14 protein-coding genes are annotated in these 17,001 nt (G+C 62.7%); 4 read left to right on the top strand and 10 right to left on the bottom strand.

The window, feature by feature from the left end:
- Positions 1-292: 292 nt before the first annotated feature.
- Genes HMPREF2537_RS02940 through HMPREF2537_RS02910 form a run of 7 tightly spaced genes read right to left on the bottom strand, consistent with a single transcriptional unit; the run spans position 293 to position 8,318 of the window.
- A complete protein-coding gene (locus tag HMPREF2537_RS02940) occupies positions 293-1,039 on the bottom strand; it encodes a GntR family transcriptional regulator (RefSeq protein ID WP_070525407.1) in 747 nt (248 codons plus the stop codon).
- Between the two features lie 56 nt (positions 1,040-1,095).
- A complete protein-coding gene (locus tag HMPREF2537_RS02935; RefSeq protein ID WP_070525406.1) occupies positions 1,096-1,770 on the bottom strand; it encodes an SDR family oxidoreductase in 675 nt (224 codons plus the stop codon).
- 18 nt (positions 1,771-1,788) lie between these two features.
- A complete protein-coding gene (locus tag HMPREF2537_RS02930; protein ID WP_070525404.1) occupies positions 1,789-2,976 on the bottom strand; it encodes an alkylhydroperoxidase domain protein in 1,188 nt (395 codons plus the stop codon).
- Positions 2,977-3,005: 29 nt separating this feature from the next.
- Entirely contained in the window at positions 3,006-4,754 is a 1,749-nt protein-coding gene (locus tag HMPREF2537_RS02925) for a dipeptide ABC transporter ATP-binding protein (RefSeq protein WP_070525401.1), read from the bottom strand.
- 1 nt (position 4,755) lies between these two features.
- Positions 4,756-5,610, bottom strand: coding sequence for an ABC transporter permease (locus HMPREF2537_RS02920; protein ID WP_070525399.1), 855 nt, complete (start codon positions 5,608-5,610; stop codon positions 4,756-4,758).
- Positions 5,607-6,617: an ABC transporter permease gene (locus HMPREF2537_RS02915; RefSeq protein ID WP_070525397.1), complete on the bottom strand. Its 1,011-nt coding sequence runs from the start codon at positions 6,615-6,617 to the stop codon at positions 5,607-5,609. The genes HMPREF2537_RS02920 and HMPREF2537_RS02915 overlap by 4 nt, the downstream gene beginning before the upstream one ends.
- Entirely contained in the window at positions 6,618-8,318 is a 1,701-nt protein-coding gene (locus HMPREF2537_RS02910; RefSeq protein WP_148138126.1) for a TIGR04028 family ABC transporter substrate-binding protein, read from the bottom strand.
- Between the two features lie 56 nt (positions 8,319-8,374).
- Here HMPREF2537_RS02910 and HMPREF2537_RS02905 point away from each other — a divergent pair, with 56 nt between their 5' ends.
- A complete protein-coding gene (locus HMPREF2537_RS02905; RefSeq protein WP_070525393.1) occupies positions 8,375-10,255 on the top strand; it encodes an FAD/NAD(P)-binding protein in 1,881 nt (626 codons plus the stop codon).
- Between the two features lie 42 nt (positions 10,256-10,297).
- Here HMPREF2537_RS02905 and HMPREF2537_RS02900 read toward each other — a convergent pair whose 3' ends face one another.
- Positions 10,298-11,512 (bottom strand): hypothetical protein, encoded by a 1,215-nt coding sequence (locus tag HMPREF2537_RS02900; RefSeq protein WP_070525392.1) that lies wholly within the window; start codon positions 11,510-11,512, stop codon positions 10,298-10,300.
- Between the two features lie 21 nt (positions 11,513-11,533).
- Complete coding sequence (locus HMPREF2537_RS02895; RefSeq protein ID WP_070525390.1) at positions 11,534-12,694, bottom strand: cystathionine gamma-synthase; 1,161 nt, start codon at positions 12,692-12,694, stop codon at positions 11,534-11,536.
- A gap of 115 nt (positions 12,695-12,809) precedes the next feature.
- Here HMPREF2537_RS02895 and HMPREF2537_RS02890 point away from each other — a divergent pair, with 115 nt between their 5' ends.
- The 3 genes from HMPREF2537_RS02890 to HMPREF2537_RS02880 all read left to right on the top strand — a co-directional run bounded on the left by HMPREF2537_RS02890 (position 12,810) and on the right by HMPREF2537_RS02880 (position 15,779).
- Positions 12,810-13,811 (top strand): mechanosensitive ion channel family protein, encoded by a 1,002-nt coding sequence (locus HMPREF2537_RS02890; RefSeq protein WP_070525388.1) that lies wholly within the window; start codon positions 12,810-12,812, stop codon positions 13,809-13,811.
- A gap of 2 nt (positions 13,812-13,813) precedes the next feature.
- On the top strand, positions 13,814-14,203 hold the full coding sequence (locus HMPREF2537_RS02885; RefSeq protein WP_083298955.1) for a globin: 390 nt from the start codon (positions 13,814-13,816) through the stop codon (positions 14,201-14,203).
- 97 nt (positions 14,204-14,300) lie between these two features.
- Positions 14,301-15,779, top strand: a complete 1,479-nt coding sequence (locus HMPREF2537_RS02880) for an SLC13 family permease (RefSeq protein ID WP_070525386.1) — start codon at positions 14,301-14,303, stop codon at positions 15,777-15,779.
- Here the strand turns inward: HMPREF2537_RS02880 and ald are convergent.
- Positions 15,776-16,858, bottom strand: a complete 1,083-nt coding sequence (gene ald / locus HMPREF2537_RS02875) for an alanine dehydrogenase (RefSeq protein WP_070525384.1) — start codon at positions 16,856-16,858, stop codon at positions 15,776-15,778. The genes HMPREF2537_RS02880 and ald overlap by 4 nt on opposite strands.
- Between the last annotated feature and the right edge of the window lie 143 nt (positions 16,859-17,001).

Raw genomic sequence — 17,001 nt, 5'->3', positions numbered from 1 at the left:
AGAGGAACCACCCGACAGCAGCTAACACCCCAGCCACCAAACACAACACAAGCAGAAAGGCAACAGCTAACCACCAGTGACAGCACTGCCACCCGCGGACCACATCAAGGCACGCGGGCATATCGGCGATCCTTGAGCACAATTCACGTGCTTGCCGCTGAGGGTTAAGCCCTTAAAGAGCGAAGCCCACCAACCGGAAAATGGTTGACGGGTTTGCTGTCGTGCACTAATGCGGCTCGAGCGGGCCGAGCCTTGCGGCGGCTGAACGCGTTGGGGCGAAGGCCAGAGGTGGTTAGTCGAGGGTCGGCGTGGGATCCTCGCCGATGACGACCTCCACCGTGACCGCATCAGGGCGCAGGGTCTCTTCCAACTGGGCGGCTACGACGCCGCCCTCCGCCTTGACAGTTCGTGTAATGCGCAAAACCGGCTGGTTGCGCCCCACGCCCAATGCCTTCTGTTCCTCCGTGCGAGCCGTGGCAGCCACGAGGGAATCACGCTTAAATACGGGTGCCAGACCAAGGTCCGTCAACAGCGCAATCAGTGGCTTTTGGACGTCCTCTTCCGCGAGGTCCGGGGCCAAGGCTTGCGGGATAAAAAGGGTGGAGGCCATGATGGGCGAGCCCTCGGTCAACTGCACCGCACGGCATTCCCACACGGAATCGCCTTCCTCAATCCCGAAGGCGGAAGCGAGGTGCCCAGGTGCCTCAATCAACGTTAGCGACAGCACCCGCACCTCAACGTCGAGACCATGCTCACGCAACTGGTCAAGGGCACTGCGCCCACTCGTCAGGCTCAGCGTCGGCGGGGTGGCACGCACGAAGGTGCCGCCGGTGCGCCCGCGCTTGCGGTCGATAAGTCCCTCAATCTGGACGATGTCCAGCGCGTGGCGCACTGTCATGCGCGCCACCTTGTATTCCTGTACCAATTCCCGCTCCGTGGGGAAACGGTCCCCCGGCTTTAGTTCCCCGGATTCAATCTTGCTCCGCAGCGAATCCGCGATCACCAAATAGGCGGGGCGGCGGCGTTGATAGGTGGACACGTCTCATAACTGTACCGTGTGCTGGGTTTTTCGCATCTTGAGCGAAAACTCGCCACCTACTTGCGCTGGTTCAGCTCAATGCGTGGGCGCACGCGGATCTCAGTGAGCTGCGTCGTCGGACCAGCATCAACGGTGGCGCGAATAGCCTTCGCCACCTCCACAGGGGCAATGACGTGCTCCGGGTTATAGTCCTGCAGTCCCTGCAACATCGGGGTATCCGTCGGGCCCGGCGCGACGGTGGAAACGCGGATGCCGAGCTCGCCGAGGCGGAGACCGTCGGCAAGCGCGTACAAAGCGTGCTTCGTAGCAGCATAAATGACATTGTCGCCGTAGGAGTGGATGCCGGCGCCGGAGTTGATGAACACCGCAAGCCCTTCCGCTGCGCGCAGCGCAGGCAGCAGCTGGCGGGTCAGCTCTGCCGGAACGTGCACGTTGAGGTCCATCTGCGCGCGCCAATCCTCAGGGCTAGCGCTTTCTACCGAGTGCTTGTCCGCCCTAGCCGCCGCATGCACGAGCACGTCCACGCGCTCCAGCGAAGCCAGCTCGGTGGGAAGCGCGGTGCCGTCGAGCAGCGACAGCAGGTCGATTTCCACCGGCACGATGTTCTCCGCCTCCGGCAGCTCCCCGGCTCGCCGACCCAGTGCATACACGCGGTGGTCTCGGGCAAGGTCCTTGATGATCTCCGCGCCCATTCCACCCGTCGCACCAGTTACAACGGCAGTCTTCAACATGGTTGTTCCTCCTTCTCGTTAGCGGAAGCGCTTCGGCACATCCGGCTCCCCCAGCGTCAGCATCAGGCGGTTGGCCCAGTTGAAGAACGCGGTGGAGTTGATGACATCGATGATGGCTAGGGTATCGAATCCCACGGCCTCGAGGCGCTCAACGTGGGAGGTGTCGAACGCAAAGGGTGACTCGGTCAGGGCCACGGCAGCGTCACGGATAGCGGACCACTGCGCCGAGCCCAGGTCAGCGGAAACGCCTTCCTCGAGCAGGCGGTCAATCGCCGCGGCGTCACCGCCCTCTTCCTTCGCGCGCTGCTGGTGCACCGACGCGCAGTACTCGCAACCGTTCAGGCGCGAGACCACCGTGGCGGCCAGCTCACGCTCGGCGCGGCCGAGGCCGCCGTCGGTGTTGTAGAAGATGTCCAGGTCCGTGAGCGTGCGAGCCTTGAGCGCTGCCGGGTCGCGGGCGAGCAGGCGGAAGTACTCCATATCGATGCGCTCGGGCTTAATCAGCGCATCGCGCTGCGCGTCTGTGAACTCCTCCTTCGGCTGCGGCGGCACCCAGGGCTTCCAGCCCAGCGAGTGCGCCACGAAGCCCTGCGGCTTGACGACGTCCGGCACCAACGTCCCCTCCCCCGGCACCCACTCCGGGGTCTGGGTGGGACGCGGCGCCTCAGTCACGGGCGCGGGCTGCGCGGTACCGGCCAGCACAGACAAGCCGTGCGCCACGCGCAGCTGGAAGGACAGGAAGCTGATGAGCTGTGCCAGCGTCACGATGTCATCGTTGGACCACCCGGCCGCCTGCAGGTGACCAATCGCGGCCGGGGAGGCGTCCTTGGGGTGGAAGACCAGAAGGTGGGCGAAGTCGAGGGCGGCGGCAAGGCGCGGGGAGCCGTCGAAAAGCACGAAGCCGCCATCGATATAGGGGCCGGTGGTGATGCCGCGCTCCACCGCGCGGGCAACTTCTGCAGCGAGCTCCTCCGATTCCTCCGCCAGCAAGTCGGAGTAAAAGTCGACGGCAGGCGCCGCCTGGTACACGCCCGCCACAAAGGTAGCGATGGCGTAGCGCTCCGCAAAGCTGAACGTGCCGGGCGCTGAAGGCTCGAGGAGCGCGACGAAGGAGGCCTGCGCGTTCTCCTTGGCTTCGGGCCGACGCTCGCGCAGCTGAGCGACGTCCCCTTCGACCCCCGCTACTAGGTTAATGATGTCTGCCATGATCTAATCCTTTCTTTTCCGGCCCCAGGCTACAGGCCCAGGTTGAGGTCGCCGGCGCGGTAACGCGAGCCGGGGATGGCCTCGATGAGCTTCCGGGTAAACGGTGACTGTGGGTTGCTAAAGACCTCGGCCGTGGGGCCGCATTCCACCTGCTGGCCCTTCGAGAGCACCGAGACAGTATCGGAGATCTGGTTGACCACCGCCAGGTCGTGCGAGATGAAAATGTAGGTCAGGCCAAGCTCCTCCTGGAGCCGGGAAAGCAGCCGCAGGATCTGGGCCTGCACGGTGACGTCGAGGGCGGAGACGGCCTCGTCGAGGATGACCAACTCGGGTTCCACAATCATGGCGCGCGCGATGGCCACGCGCTGGCGCTGACCGCCGGAGAGCTCGCGCGGGCGCCGGTCATAATAATCCGGGTTGAGAGCTACCAGGTCCAAGAACTCCTTGGCCTTTTCCTTGGCCGCGCTTGCACGCGTGCCCTTCAAATTCCGCAGCGGCTCCGCCACCGTCTGGCCAATCGTCTGCTTGGGGTCCAGCGAGCCATAAGGATTCTGGTAGACCAGCTGGATGTTGTTTCGCTCTTCGCGCAAGGCCTTACCGCGCAGGCCCACGATGTCGCGTCCGCCCACGGTGATGCTGCCGGAAGTCGGGGTGTTGAACATGGCGATGCTGCGCCCCGTCGTGGTCTTGCCGGAGCCGGACTCGCCCACGATGGCGTGGGTCGAGCCCTTGGCCACGGTGAAGGAGATGTTATCGACCGCAGTGAAATCACCGAAGCGCTGGGTCAGGCCTTCAACGCGCACCAAGGGTTCGCCAGTCGCCGCGCCGTGGGAAACAGAAGAAGCGCGTTCAGCGGTTGCACCAGCCTTCGCAGCGGCGCCGGTGGTTGCTGTGCTGGCGCCGGCGTCGGTGAGTGTGCGGGCGTCAGGCTTGGCGGTACTGCGTGGAGCGGATGTGCCGGCGTCGGCGACGGTGAGAGAGGGGGCGTCGGCAAGCAGGCGTTTGGTGTAGTCGTGGCGCGGGTTCGTCAGCACCGTGGCGGCCAGGCCCTCCTCGCGCAGCTGGCCGGACTCCATGACCACGACGCGGTCGGCGCGGTCACCGGCCACGGCGAGGTCGTGGGTAATGAAGAGGATGCCCATGCCGAGCTCCGCGCGCATATCGTCGAGGAGATCGAGGATGATCTTCTGCACGGTGACGTCGAGCGCGGAGGTGGGCTCATCGGCGATGATGAGGTCGGGCTCCAGCGCCACGGCGGCAGCAATGAGCACGCGCTGCTTCATGCCGCCGGACAGCTCGTGCGGGTACTGGTGATAGCGGCGCTCAGGGTCATCAATGCCGACGCGCTCCAGGAGTTCCAGTGCCTTAGCCTTGCGCTCGGCCGCGGTGCCGACCTTGTGGATGCGCAGCCCCTCCTCCACCGAGGCGCCGATGGTCTGCACCGGGTTGAGGGAGTTATTGGGGTCCTGCGGGATAAGCCCGATGCGCCGCCCCCGCAGCTCACGCCACTCGCGGCGGCGCAGCGAGGTGATATCGCGGCCATCGAAGGTGATGGTTCCGGCATCGATAGTGGCATTCGAGGGCAGCAAACCGATGGCTGCCATAGCGGAGGTGGTCTTGCCGGAGCCGGACTCGCCCACGATGGCGGTCATCTGTCCTGGGCGAACCTCGAGGTTAACGCCTTGCACGGCGGGAACGTCACCACCGGCGGTGGAATAGGACACGTTGAGGTCCCGCACGCGCAGCAGGGGCTGTGCTGCATTTTTTGTAACAGACATGTTAGGCCTCCACGGGGAAGTTTTGGGACAGGCGGTTGGCGGACATCACCACGGCGACCAGCGCGATGCCGGGCAGGATGATGAGCCACCATGCGGTGGCCATGAAGTCGCGGCCCTCGGCGATAATAAGCCCCCACTCCGGGGTGGGCGGCGGGGCGCCGTAGCCCAGGAAGCCGAGGATGGACAGCTGCAGGATAGCGGTACCGAATTGCAGCGTGGCCAGGGCAATCACAGGGGTGAGTGAGTTGGGAAGTACGTGGCGCAAGAGCACCGTGGCGTGGGTGGCACCGGCGCCGTATGCGGCCTCGATGTAGTCCGAGCTGGCCACGGTGATCACCTGGGAGCGGGCCAAACGGGCAAAGGTCGCCACGGATGTCGCACCGACGGCCACCGCCGCCTGCACCGAGCCGAAGCCCAGCACGATGATGATGGACAGCGACAACAAGATGCCGGGAATAGACAGCAGCACGTCGACCACGCGCATGAGGACGCCATCCACCGCTCCCCGCAAGGAACCGGCGAGCAGGCCGATGAGCGTGCCGACGACCAGGCCAACGGCCACGGCAATGAGCGCGCCGAGCAGCGACTGGCGGGCACCGTAGACGATGCGCGCGTAGAGGTCGCGCCCCACCGCATCCGTGCCCATGAGGTGGCCGGACTCCCCCGGCGGCAACAGGGCCACATCGGTGCCCGCATAGGGGTCAGCCGAGGTAAACAAGCTCGGGAAGAGTGCGGCCAGGAAAGCGATCACGAGGATCACGATGGCGATGAGGGAACCCGGCGCGAGCCACGGGTTGGAGGGGTGGCGGCGCGGCGCCCGTGTAGAACGCAGCGGTTTGGTGTGCGTCATGCTCATGAGCGCACCGTCCTTTCCGAAGTAGCGGCCGAGGTGGTGGCGGAATCTGTGCTGCGGCGGGCCGCACGCTCCGGGGTGCCGGCGCGCAGGCGCGGGTCCAGCACCGGGTAGAGCAAATCCACCACGAGGTTGATGATGATGTAAGAGGTGGCGGCGATGAGAACCACGGCCAGCAGAACCGGGGTATCGCGGTTCGCCACGGCCTGGGCCACCATGTAGCCCAAGCCGGTGCGACCAAAGACGGTCTCAGTCACCACGGCACCGCCGACGAGCTCACCGAAGAGCAAGCCCGCCATGGTCAAGGTGGGCAGCAGCGAATTGCGCAGGACGGTGCGCCAGAAGATCCAGGACTCCGAGGCGCCGCGTGCGCGCACCGCCTGGACGAAGGGCCGGGATTGTGTCTCATCGATGGAGCGGATCAACACCTGAATCAACGGCGCGGCCATGGGCACCGACAGCGTCAAGGTCGGCAGGATGAGGCCCTCCACGCTGCCGGGTTCGATGACCCGCACCCAGCCCAGCTGGAAGGAGAAGAACTGGATAAGCAGGATGGCAATCCAGAAACCTGGCAGCGAGACCATGAAGGAAGGCAGGCCTCGGAAGAAAGAACCGATGCCGCCGAGCCCCGGCAGTGTGGCCAGGAAGGCCACAAGCACGGCCACGATGAGCGCCAAGCCGATGGCGCAAGCGGCGAGGATGAGGGTGTGGGGAAGGGCGTCGGCAAGCAGCGTAGCTACCGGGGCACCCGACTGCGTGGAATTGCCAAAGTGCCCGGTGAGGAAGCCACCCAGGGAGGTGAAGTACTGCACCACGAGCGGCTTGTCGACGCCCATCTCCTCCCTGATGGCGTCAATCTCCGCCTGGGATAGGCCCAGAGCGGGGTCGCCGAAGCGCGACTGCACGGCATCCGACGGCAGCGCCGACAGGAGCAGGAAGGCCACGGTATAAGTAATGAGCAGCACGAGGAGGGCCTGCCCAATGCGGCTGAAAATCTGGCGAGTTGTCATTTATTTCTCCTCCTCATTCGACGCGGCCTCGATGCTGACCTCGTAGAACCAGGGGCGCGCCACCGATTCCGGGCTAAAGCCCGAAATTCCTGGCCGGACAGCATAAACCACCGGTTCCTCGAAGAGCGGAAGCACGTAGGCCTGCTCGGTGATGTAGTCCTGGACCTCTTCTGCGGTCTTGATGCGGCCTTCTTTGTCGGGGGTGTCGAGGACGGCGTCGAGAAGCTCCTGCAGGTGCGCGTCGATTGGGGTGCCCTCCGCGTCTTGGTTGAGGAAGGCGTCGCGGTTGTTGATGCCATAGAGCGAGGTGATGACGTCATAGTCGGCGCGGCCCACCATCGAGTGGTAGATCTGCACCTTGTCGACGTCCTTGGCATCGGCGTTCTGCGTGGCCTGGTCGCCGGCGTTGACTTGGATGCCGATGCCCAGCTCACCTAGCTGGTCCTGCACCATGGTCATGACTTCCTTAGAACGCGGCTGCGGCAAGGCGGTATTGGTGCGCAGGACGAGGCGCTCGCCGTCCTTGACGCGGATGCCGTCCGGCCCGGGTTCCCAGCCGGCCTCGTCGAGAAGCCGCTTGGACTCTTCGGGATCGAAGCCGTAGGCAGCGGACTGGTCCTTGTAGGCCAGGCCGGTCTTGGCCACCGTGGAGGTGGCCAGCGGGTAGGACTCGGAGAAGAGCACGCGGAGGATCTCCTCGCGGTCCACGCCGTGGATAATGGCCTCGCGCACGCGCTTGTCCTGCAGCAGCGGGTGGTCGAAGCGGAAGGCGAATTGGTTGTTCATGGAGTTGGTGCCGCGCGAGACGATGTCAACGCCTTGTTCTTTCAGCAGCGACTCCTGCGGGGCGGAGATCTGGCGGGCGATATCGGCCTGACCGGAGAGGATGGCGCCGGTGCGCACGGATTCCTCGGCGGCGAGGATGTAGTGGACGCCGTCGATCTCCGCGCGTCCTTGGTGCTTCACGGCCGGCGGGGCCCAGTCGTAGTCCTCGCGAGCCTTGAGCTTGAGGTCGGTACCGATTTCTTCCGATTCAACAACGAAGGGGCCGGAGCCAATGACGTTGACCGCGTTGCCGGGGCCAAAGCCCTCGTTGTCCAAGGCCAGCGTGGAATCGGAGAGCAGGCCGGCGTTGTAGGCGGAGGTGGCCTGGAGGAAGCCCGGGGTGGGCTGGGTGAAGTAGAACTTCACGGTGTCTTCGTCCACGACTTCGCCGCGGTCATAGTTGGCAATCTGCTCGGAGCTGGTCAGCGTGCGGGATTTGTCGCCGCGCCCGAAGAGGTCGAAGTTGGCCACGACGTTCTCGGCGGTTAGGGGTGAACCGTCGGAGTAGGTGACGTCCGTGCGGATATTAAACGTGTATTCCGTGGCATCCGCGTTGACCTTGGGCATCTCCGTGGCGATCCACGGCGAGAGCTCGAGGGTCTCGGGGTCTTGGTACAGGAGGCGATCGGTCAGCTGGTTAACCACGCCGCCATTGGGGTAAAAGCCGGCGGCCGGCGGGTAGAGCGTGCGGAAGAACTGCGGCTCCAGGTAGGTGAGGACATTCTCCTCCCCGTCCGGCCGGTCCGCGGCGGAGCAGCCAGCTAAGGCGAGGGCTGCTGCCAGGGTGGCGGCGAGTGCGCGTAGGGTTTTCACGGTAATGCTTTCAGAGAGTAGATAGTCGGTTTGAATTGTGTCTACGGATTTAACACAACGCATACTGACCGGTATTATTCCACTAGACAGCACAGTCTAAAAGTTCGAGGTTGATTTACATGCCCTCCATCGCCATCGTCGGGGCCGGCCCGCGCGGCATCTCGCTGGTCGAGCGCCTCGCAGCCCACCTGCGCGCGACCCCCCTTAATTCACCCCTGCGCCTCCACATCATCGATGATGCCCCGCTGGGTGCTGGCCGCATTTGGGATACCGAGCAAACCCGCACGTTGTGCATGAACACGTTGGCCGGCGCGGTCACCCTGTTCACCGAGCCCAACTCCACCACCACCGCCCCGGTCCTCGAGGGCCCCATCCTCTACGAGTGGATCCAGCTCTTGCGCGGAGAGCGCCCCGACATCGCGCCTGCCAAGCTGGAGCTTTATGATTCCCACCCGCCGCGCGAGGAGCTCGCCGACTCTTTTGCCGAGGAACTGGCGCAGACCCGCCCGGAATCCAACCCCTCCCGCGCGCTCTACGGCGCCTATCTGGAGTGGGTTTTCGAGGTGGCGCTGGCTCAGCTGCCGGAGAACGTGGACGTCGTCCAGCACCGCGCCCGCGCGCTGTCCATCGAAGCCGCTGAGGACCACGATGTCATAGCACTTTCCGACGACTCCACCGTCACCGCCGACGCCACCGCCCTGGCCTACGGCTGGCAGGTGCCCGCGCTGAGCGAGTCCGAGCGCGCACTGGCCGAGGCTGCCGATTCCGGCCTGCACTGGGTGCGCCCGGATAACCCCGTGGAGCAGCCGGTGTCTGCAGCCCCCGCAGGTGAGAAGGTCCTGGTCCGCGGCCTGGGAATGGGCTTTTTCGACATCATGGCGCTACTCACCATCGACCGCGGTGGTGAGTTTGTGGAGGATCCCTCCACGCGCTCCGGGCTGCGCTACGAGCCCAGCGGTGAGGAGCCGCACTTCATCGTCTCCTCCGGACGCGGCTACCCGTATATCCCGAAGTCGGAATACCACGCGCTGCCGCCGAAGGCCGCGCTGACCCGCTTCCGCGCCGCGGTGGCCGCCCTGGATCCGGAGGCCGAGCTGGACTTCGGCACGCAGCTACTGCCACACATTCTGCGCGATGCCTACGCCGAGTACTACGAGAACCAGGCGCGGGTCGCACCCGATGCCCTGCAGCGCCCCCTCGCGGATATCATCGCCACCATCGACGCCACCGCGGTGGATGCCGACGACCTGACAGGCATGGCGGACCAGCTCACCGCAGCCCTCGAGGGCTCCTCCGCGCAGCCTTTGGATCTAGCGCACTGGGCGCACCCGCTGGCGGATTTCAAGGGCACTGAAGTCACCGAGTACATCGCCGAAGGTTTGGCGCGCGATATCGTCGAGGCCGTCGCCGCCGCCGATTCCCCGCTGAAGTCCGCGCTGTGGGCCATCTCGGCCGCACGTAAGCCCTCCTCCATCGCCGGTTCGGAAGGCCGGATGACGTGGGAGTCCCGCACCAGCACCTACAAGGAGTTCATGGCCTTCGGGCAGATGGTGGGCTCCGGCCCGCCGCTCTTCCGCACCCGCCAGCTGCTCGCGCTTGTCGACGCCGGCCTCGTCACCTTCCTAGGCCAGCACCCCCAGCTGGAGATCGGTGATAAGTTCACGCTGCGCACCGCGCACGGCGAGGCTTCCTCCGCCTGGCTTATCGACGCCTGGATGCACTCCCCCGACGTCCGCCGCGCCGGCGATCCCCTTGCTGTGTCGCTCAACGGGCGTGTTCGCGCGTTCGTCGACCATGGTCAGGCCACCGGCTCGCCGGAAACAACATGGAACCGCCGCGTGGTCAACCCCGGCGGCACCGAGGACCCGCGCCTGCACATCGTCGGTATCCCCACCTATTCGCAGTGGCCGGATACCACCATCTCCCCCATGCCGGGCACGGATCCGCTCATGCTACAGGAGACCGACCGCACGGCCGGATCCCTCCTCAGCACCCTCTAGCCGCCGCGTGGCCCCGCCTCACTTCTCGGGGCCACGAGCTAGTTACGGCCGACTGTCAAAGACCCGTCGGAGGTCCGCAACGCGGTTATCGAGTGGAGGGACCAAATTCTTCACATTGAGGTGCGCGTTCTGCCCTTTGAACTCCCATACGTGACCCGTAAACGCCGCAAGGATTGCGTCCTTTTCAACTTCGAGAGAAGGGTTCGCGTCGATAAAAGCCCCGATAACATCTCGCCATAGCTGCGGGTCACGGGCACAAATAATGTAGCCGTGCTCAGCCTCTTTGAGGAAGGCGATGAGGCATCTAAACACGAGCTCCTGAGACGGTAGAACAAGTCCGTTCTTGTTGTTGCTTTCGATGACCTTGGGGATGTCACCAGACGCTTTGGTCCTGTAGGGGAACATCTCCATGCGCACGATGTCTCCTGCTCGCTCACCCGATTCGGAACGCTCCGGAATGACCTCATTCCACGAAACAGGCTCTTTTTCTTCACAGTCATCGAAGAGGTAAAAGCGTGCGCGATCGAAATACCAGCCTTTGTCATCTGCAATGTCCCAGGGCAAGCGAGCGTTGTCGACGTCATTCGAGAACAGCGCCGCGACATTGCCTTGATCCCTGATGAAGGGAGTAAATGCCTCTCCCCCATCTTTTTTATTTGGTACGCCCTCCATTCCTTCACGTGCCAGCCTGATGACGTCATTTCCGCCATATGCTGGATTCTTTAGCAGCCACAAAATACGGATATGCTGGATGCCGCCATCTAGCTTCACCGACAAAGATTCCGGAACGGTTCGCGTAAGGCGCGCGGCACTCTCCGCAGCCTCCGCGCTAAATGCCTCCTTGATTGCCTCGGCGCTCTCCTCGATGCGCTCATCCTTAAATTCAGCACTAATGCGCTTCTTAAGGGCATCAGAAGGAGCGAAGACCGCGCCACAGAGATACTCCTTGAACGTTGGCTCTTCGCGGTTAAGACTGTCGCCGTTGAGGGCATCTGCGTTCCACCCAGCGAAGGTGGCAAAGTCCTGCTCGTGCATGCAGGACTTCAGGAAAGCTTCCACGTCTTCGCCTTTCGACGCAACGGTGGCCTGCGGGTACTCAGGGTGGGTTCCTTGAAGGAATTGAATGAACTCCTCGGTAGGTTCATCGGAACCGTTCGCAAATGGAACTGGAATCGCGTCGAAGTATGAGGCCCAGAACTCTCGTGCTGCGTCCACCTCATCGCTGAAGGACCTCAGCGGTTGTGCCGTATCTGTCATAGTGAGTCTCCTACAAGGTTGCTAGTGAAGGGCGTCGAGCGCCTGCTCCAGGTCCGTGAGTAGGTCATTGATGGACTCGATACCCACGGAAATGCGCACGAGGTCTGCTGGTGGGACGAGCTCGGAGCCCTCCGCGGAGATATGCGTCATGTTCTGCGGGTGTTCGATGAGAGACTCCACGCCGCCGAGGGACTCCGCAAGCGAGATGAGCTTGGTGTTGAGGCAAATCTGGCGGGCATGCTCCTCGCTGTGGAAGCGCACGGACATCATTCCCCCGAAGCCGCGCATCTGCTTTTTCGCCAGCTCGTGGCCCGGGTGCGAGGGCAGGCCTGGGTAAAGAACCTGCTTGACCTCTGGGCGGGACTCCAAGAACTCAGCCACAGCCTGCGCATTGGAACAGTGGCGATCCATGCGGACCTCCAAGGTCTTGATGCCGCGGGCGGTGAGGTAGGCGTCGAAAGGTGAGGACACCGCACCGACATTGCCTTGAAAGTACAGCAGGCGCTCATCCATCTCCGCGGAGTTGGTCACGACCGCGCCGCCCAGCACATCCGAGTGGCCGCCCAGGTACTTTGTGGTGGAGTGCAGGACGTGATCCGCGCCCAACTCCAAAGGGTTCTGCAGGTAGGGCGTGGCGAAGGTGTTGTCGACGACGATCTGGGCGTCGCCAGCCGCCTTGACTGCCTTAGCGACCGCAGCGATATCCGTGATTGTCGTCGCTGGGTTGGTCGGGGTCTCCAACCAGATCAGCTTGGTGTTGTCCTTCAGCGCCGCCTGCACCGCCTCAGTATCGGCGGTATTGACGATGGACAGCTCGATGCCCCACTCACCGTAATCATGATGCAGGAGACGGTACATGCCGCCGTAGGCATCGTTGCCGAGGATGACGTGGTCACCAGGGCGCACGATGATACGGATGAGGGTATCGACGGCCGCCATACCCGTGGCAAAACAGCGGGCGTACTCGGCGTTCTCTAGTGCGGCGAGAGTTTTCTCCAGAGAATGAACGGTGGGGTTGGCCACGCGCCCGTACTCATAGCCGCCGCGCAACTGCGCGAGGCCGTCCTGTTGGTACGTCGTGGAGGCGTAGATCGGTACGTTGATGGATCCCATGTAGGGATCCGGCTGGTAACCGGCATGGATGGAACGGGAGGAAAAGCCAAGAGTGCGGTTGTCAGTCATGAGGCACAATTCTAGACCAAGCTGTTCAGTTGTGAGAAAGACTGGCTTTTTATATTCAAATCCCTTCCCTACTATCGGTAGGCGTCAGTCGTGAGCGATAGTAGAAAGGACACACATGACCAGACCTACCGCATACCTCAGCGCTTCCGCCGAGCAGACCAACGGGGCCGTCGACGCGGTTACCAGCTGGTGGCAGACAGAAAACATGCAGTCCTGGCTCATCGACAAACCCATCGGCATCGCGCTCATCCTCATCGTCGCTGTCATCGGCAGCTGGCTGCTGCGCCGGCTTATTACCAAGCTGGCAGATAACAGCATCAAGAAGGGCAAGCTCAGCTCGCCGCTCTCTCCGCGCAAAGCTCACCGAACAACCGACAAGGTCCTCGAGCAAACGCAAGAGGCCCGGCGCACCTCCCGCATTCAGACTCTCGCCGGCGTCGGCCGCTCCGCGGTCGCTATTTTTGTTTGGGTCTGGGCAGCGCTGGCCATCTTGGACAAGCTCGGCGTCAACGTCGCCCCGCTTGTAGCATCTGCCGGCGTGGTTGGCGTCGCCTTAGGTTTCGGCGCACAAGCTTTGGTCAAGGACTTCCTTTCCGGCATCTTCATGCTCATGGAAGATCAGTACGGTATCGGCGATACCATCGATCTCGGCAACGGGGTCTTCGGCGATGTAGAGTCCATCTCCCTGCGCATCACCACGGTCCGCGATATTGATGGCGCTCTGTGGTACGTCCGCAATGGCGAAATCTTGCAAGTAGCCAACCACTCCGACCGCTACTCCGTAGCCCGCGTCCAGGTCCCGATTGCGCTGAGCAACGACCCCACCCGCGCAGTCGACGTCATCACCTCCGCAGCTGAAGACGCCGCCCGTGACTCCGAGATCAAGGACTTTATCCTGGCCAAGCCCACGGTCAATGGCATGTCCGGCCTGGAAGTTGACCACATGTCCTACCGCGTTTCCGTCAAGACGCTACCGGGCAAGCAATGGGATGTGCAGCGCGCGATGCAGGCGAAAATCCTCACCGCCATGCATACGGAAGGGATCACCACCCCCTATCCACGAGGGATGGCTATCTTTGATCTGGAAGAACCTGGCCTGACGCGAAAGGAAGATTAGGCGTGCAAGCAACAAGCGTGTACGAAGCCGTCGGTGGAATGGAGACCTTTGAGAAACTCGTCGACGGTTTCTACGCCCAGGTGCGCAACGATGATCTCATCGGCCCGATGTACCCGGACGATGACTGGGAGGGCGCGCAGCAGCGCCTGACCTGGTTCCTCGTGCAGTATTGGGGAGGACCCCAGCTCTTTTCCGAGCAGCGCGGCCACCCGCGCCTGCGCATGCGCCATGCGCCCTATCCCATCGACATGGCCGCCCACGATCGCTGGCTCGAGCTCATGGGCAACTCCTTGGCGCAGATCGACGAGGAGACCATCCCGCCGGCCTATCGCGCCATGATTTGGGACCACATGGAGCGAGTGGCAGCGATGCTCATCAACCGCGCGCCCTAAGTAGGGCTATAGCAAAGTTGAATATAGCTCTGGGGCCTCCGGGAGGGCTCTGATACTGTTCGCCTAATAGAAATTAGCTCCGACTCGAACTTTAAAAATGACCAACCTCTCACTCTCCCCAGGACTATCCGCCCCTTCGCTGCCACGCAGGACACGCAATATTCGCTATACAGGCGTCTTTCTAGGCATTGTGCTGGCATCCTTGTCCTACTTTGCGATGCCGCAATCTGCGGGTTTCGATGCCCGCGTCACCGCTGCGATCGTCGTCCTCATGGGCACCTGGTGGATAACCGAGGCCCTGCCTCTCGCCGTCACCGCGATGGTTCCGCTGGTCGCCTTCCCCGCCTTAGGTACAGCCGACATGAAAGATGTTGCTGCGTCCTATTCTGCGCAAATCATCTTCTTGTTCCTTGGCGGGTTCCTCCTCGCCCTCGGCATCCAACGCTGGAACCTGCACCGACGCATCGCGCTCGTCATTGTTCTCCTCGTGGGAACAAAACCCGATCACCTCATTCTCGGAATGATGCTCGCCACCGCAGCTTTAGGCATGTGGGTGTCCAATACCGCAACGGCTCTCATGATGATTCCGCTGGGCGCGTCCCTCGTGACACTAATTAAAGAACGAAGCGGCACGACGAACGTCTCGAATTTCAGCGCCGGCCTTCTGCTTGGCATCGCCTTTGCCGCAACCATCTCCGCTTTCGGAACGATTATTGCCTCCCCAGGAAATGCCTTTGTGGTCGGCTACCTCAACGACGCCATCGGGACAACCATCACCTTCCCGCAGTGGATGATTTTCGGAACTCCCCTGGCACTTGGGTTTACGTTTCTGGGTTGGTTCATCATCACCAAGGTTGTGTGGAAGCCCGAAATCGAGGACATCCCCGGTGGCCGGGAACTGTTCCAGAAAGAACTTGCTGCGCTGGGCAAGATGAGTTTCGGGGAATGCCTCATCGCCATCATCTTTGGTGTAACCGCGCTCGCGTGGATGTTTGTGTCGCTCATTTTCAAAGACACCTGGGCCACTGATGCCGTCATCGCGATGATTGCCGGAATGTCCCTGTTCATCATCCCTGGACGGCCACGCGACGGGGTCATGCTCATGGATTGGGAAACCGCGCGCGATGTCCCATGGGGCACGCTTCTCCTCTTCGGCGGCGGCCTAGCGCTGTCCGGCCAGATCACCAACAGTGGACTCGATAAATGGATCGGCGAAGCCTTCTCCGGTTTAACCGCCCTGCCCTTCTGGGTAGCTCTTGCGCTTATCGTCCTCATCGTTATTCTGACGACAGAGATCACGAGTTCTATGGCCACGATTGCAACGTTCGTGCCTATCGTCGTCGGGCTTTCCCAGGCCCTAGGCTACGACCCGCTGCTCATGGCCATCGTTGTCACTCAGGCCTGCCAGTGCGCATTTATGCTGCCTGTTGCCTCTGCCCCGAACGCCATTGCGTTCGGAACCGGGGCCGTCAATATCCGTCAGATGGTCATCACCGGAATTTGGTTCAACGCCATCGGCTTCGTGTTGGTCTACGCTGTGGCCTTCACGTTGCTGCCGATAGCGCTCAACCTTTAAAGCCCGAAGGCGTCCTTTACTGGCTGGGACACCAGCTCTCCCCCACGCGTCATGAGTCCATCAGCTAGGCCCGGGAAGCGCTCAACCGCACCATCGAAACCATCAGCAGCCAGCGCGCGCATATAGGGCAGAGTGGCAGAGCCCAGCGCCCGGGCAGACGTATTCGCCACCGCGCCCGGCATGTTAGCCACGCAGTAGAAGATGGTGTCGTGCACCTTAAAGGTGGGCTCGTCGTGCGAGGTCTTGTGGGAGTTCTCGAAGCAGCCGCCTTGGTCAATGGCAACGTCGACAAGCACGGCGCCCTTCTTCATCCGCTTGACCACATCCTCGCGCACCAACTTCGGGGCCGCAGCACCTGGAACAAGCACCGCGCCGATGACCAGGTCCGCCTCCAGCAGCTCTTCCTCCAGTGCCGATGGATCCGACACGATGGTGCGCACGCTGCCTTGATACTGCTCATCAAAGCGCTGCAGCACGTGCGGATCAAGGTCCAGCACCGTCACCTCGCCGCGCAGGCCATGCGCCATCGCGACTGCCGACGCCCCCACCTGGCCACCACCGATGACGACGACGCGAGCCGGCCGCGTACCTGGTACACCGGCGACCAGCAAACCGCGCCCGCCTTCGGTAGAGAGCAGGTGATGTGCGCCCTCGATTACTGCAAGACGACCAGCCACCTGGGACATCGGGGTCAGCAGTGGCAAGGTGCCGTGAGAGTCGGTCACGGTTTCATAGGCTACGGCCGTCGTACCTGAGTTCATCAGGGCATCCGTCAACGGCCGGTCCGCGGCTAGGTGCAGGTAGGTGAACAGCAGCAGATCCTCGCGCAAGTAGCCATACTCAGACTCCAGCGGTTCTTTGACCTTGACCACCATCTCCGCGGCCCATGCCTCCGCGGCAGTGGGAACGATGGTCGCGCCGGCGGCCTGATACTCGGAGTCAGGGAAGGAGGCACCTTCCCCCGCCATGGTCTCAACCAGAACCTCATGGCCGTCTTTAATCAGCGTGTCCGCCGCGCTCGGGGTCAGCGCGACGCGGTTTTCGTTGTTCATTATTTCTTTGGGTACGCCAATACGCATGATTCGAGCCATCTCCTTTTGCTGAAGAAATAGAATTCAACCCCTTTAGGGTAACGCAGATCACCCCTTTTGTGTGCCGTCTCGGCCCGACCAAATCCAAGGTAGGTATAGCGCCCTGCGGCAGGCGTAGCGCTATTTATACA

Source organism: Corynebacterium sp. HMSC074E01, from assembly GCF_001808885.1.
In the GTDB taxonomy this organism is placed as follows: Bacteria; Actinomycetota; Actinomycetes; order Mycobacteriales; family Mycobacteriaceae; genus Corynebacterium.
This window is presented reverse-complemented; position numbering and strand designations above follow the sequence as displayed.

Bases quoted from the DNA above. Each gene is read 5' to 3' on its own strand.
- ald (WP_070525384.1), bottom strand. From the start codon at position 16,858: ATGCGTATTGGCGTACCCAAAGAAATAATGAACAACGAAAACCGCGTC.
- HMPREF2537_RS02935 (WP_070525406.1), bottom strand. From the start codon at position 1,770: ATGTTGAAGACTGCCGTTGTAACTGGTGCGACGGGTGGAATGGGCGCG.
- HMPREF2537_RS02915 (WP_070525397.1), bottom strand. From the start codon at position 6,617: ATGACAACTCGCCAGATTTTCAGCCGCATTGGGCAGGCCCTCCTCGTG.
- HMPREF2537_RS02880 (WP_070525386.1), top strand. From the start codon at position 14,301: ATGACCAACCTCTCACTCTCCCCAGGACTATCCGCCCCTTCGCTGCCA.
- HMPREF2537_RS02895 (WP_070525390.1), bottom strand. From the start codon at position 12,694: ATGACTGACAACCGCACTCTTGGCTTTTCCTCCCGTTCCATCCATGCC.
- HMPREF2537_RS02930 (WP_070525404.1), bottom strand. From the start codon at position 2,976: ATGGCAGACATCATTAACCTAGTAGCGGGGGTCGAAGGGGACGTCGCT.
- HMPREF2537_RS02910 (WP_148138126.1), bottom strand. From the start codon at position 8,318: ATGCGTTGTGTTAAATCCGTAGACACAATTCAAACCGACTATCTACTC.
- HMPREF2537_RS02900 (WP_070525392.1), bottom strand. From the start codon at position 11,512: ATGACAGATACGGCACAACCGCTGAGGTCCTTCAGCGATGAGGTGGAC.
- HMPREF2537_RS02905 (WP_070525393.1), top strand. From the start codon at position 8,375: ATGCCCTCCATCGCCATCGTCGGGGCCGGCCCGCGCGGCATCTCGCTG.
- HMPREF2537_RS02920 (WP_070525399.1), bottom strand. From the start codon at position 5,610: ATGAGCATGACGCACACCAAACCGCTGCGTTCTACACGGGCGCCGCGC.
- HMPREF2537_RS02890 (WP_070525388.1), top strand. From the start codon at position 12,810: ATGACCAGACCTACCGCATACCTCAGCGCTTCCGCCGAGCAGACCAAC.
- HMPREF2537_RS02925 (WP_070525401.1), bottom strand. From the start codon at position 4,754: ATGTCTGTTACAAAAAATGCAGCACAGCCCCTGCTGCGCGTGCGGGAC.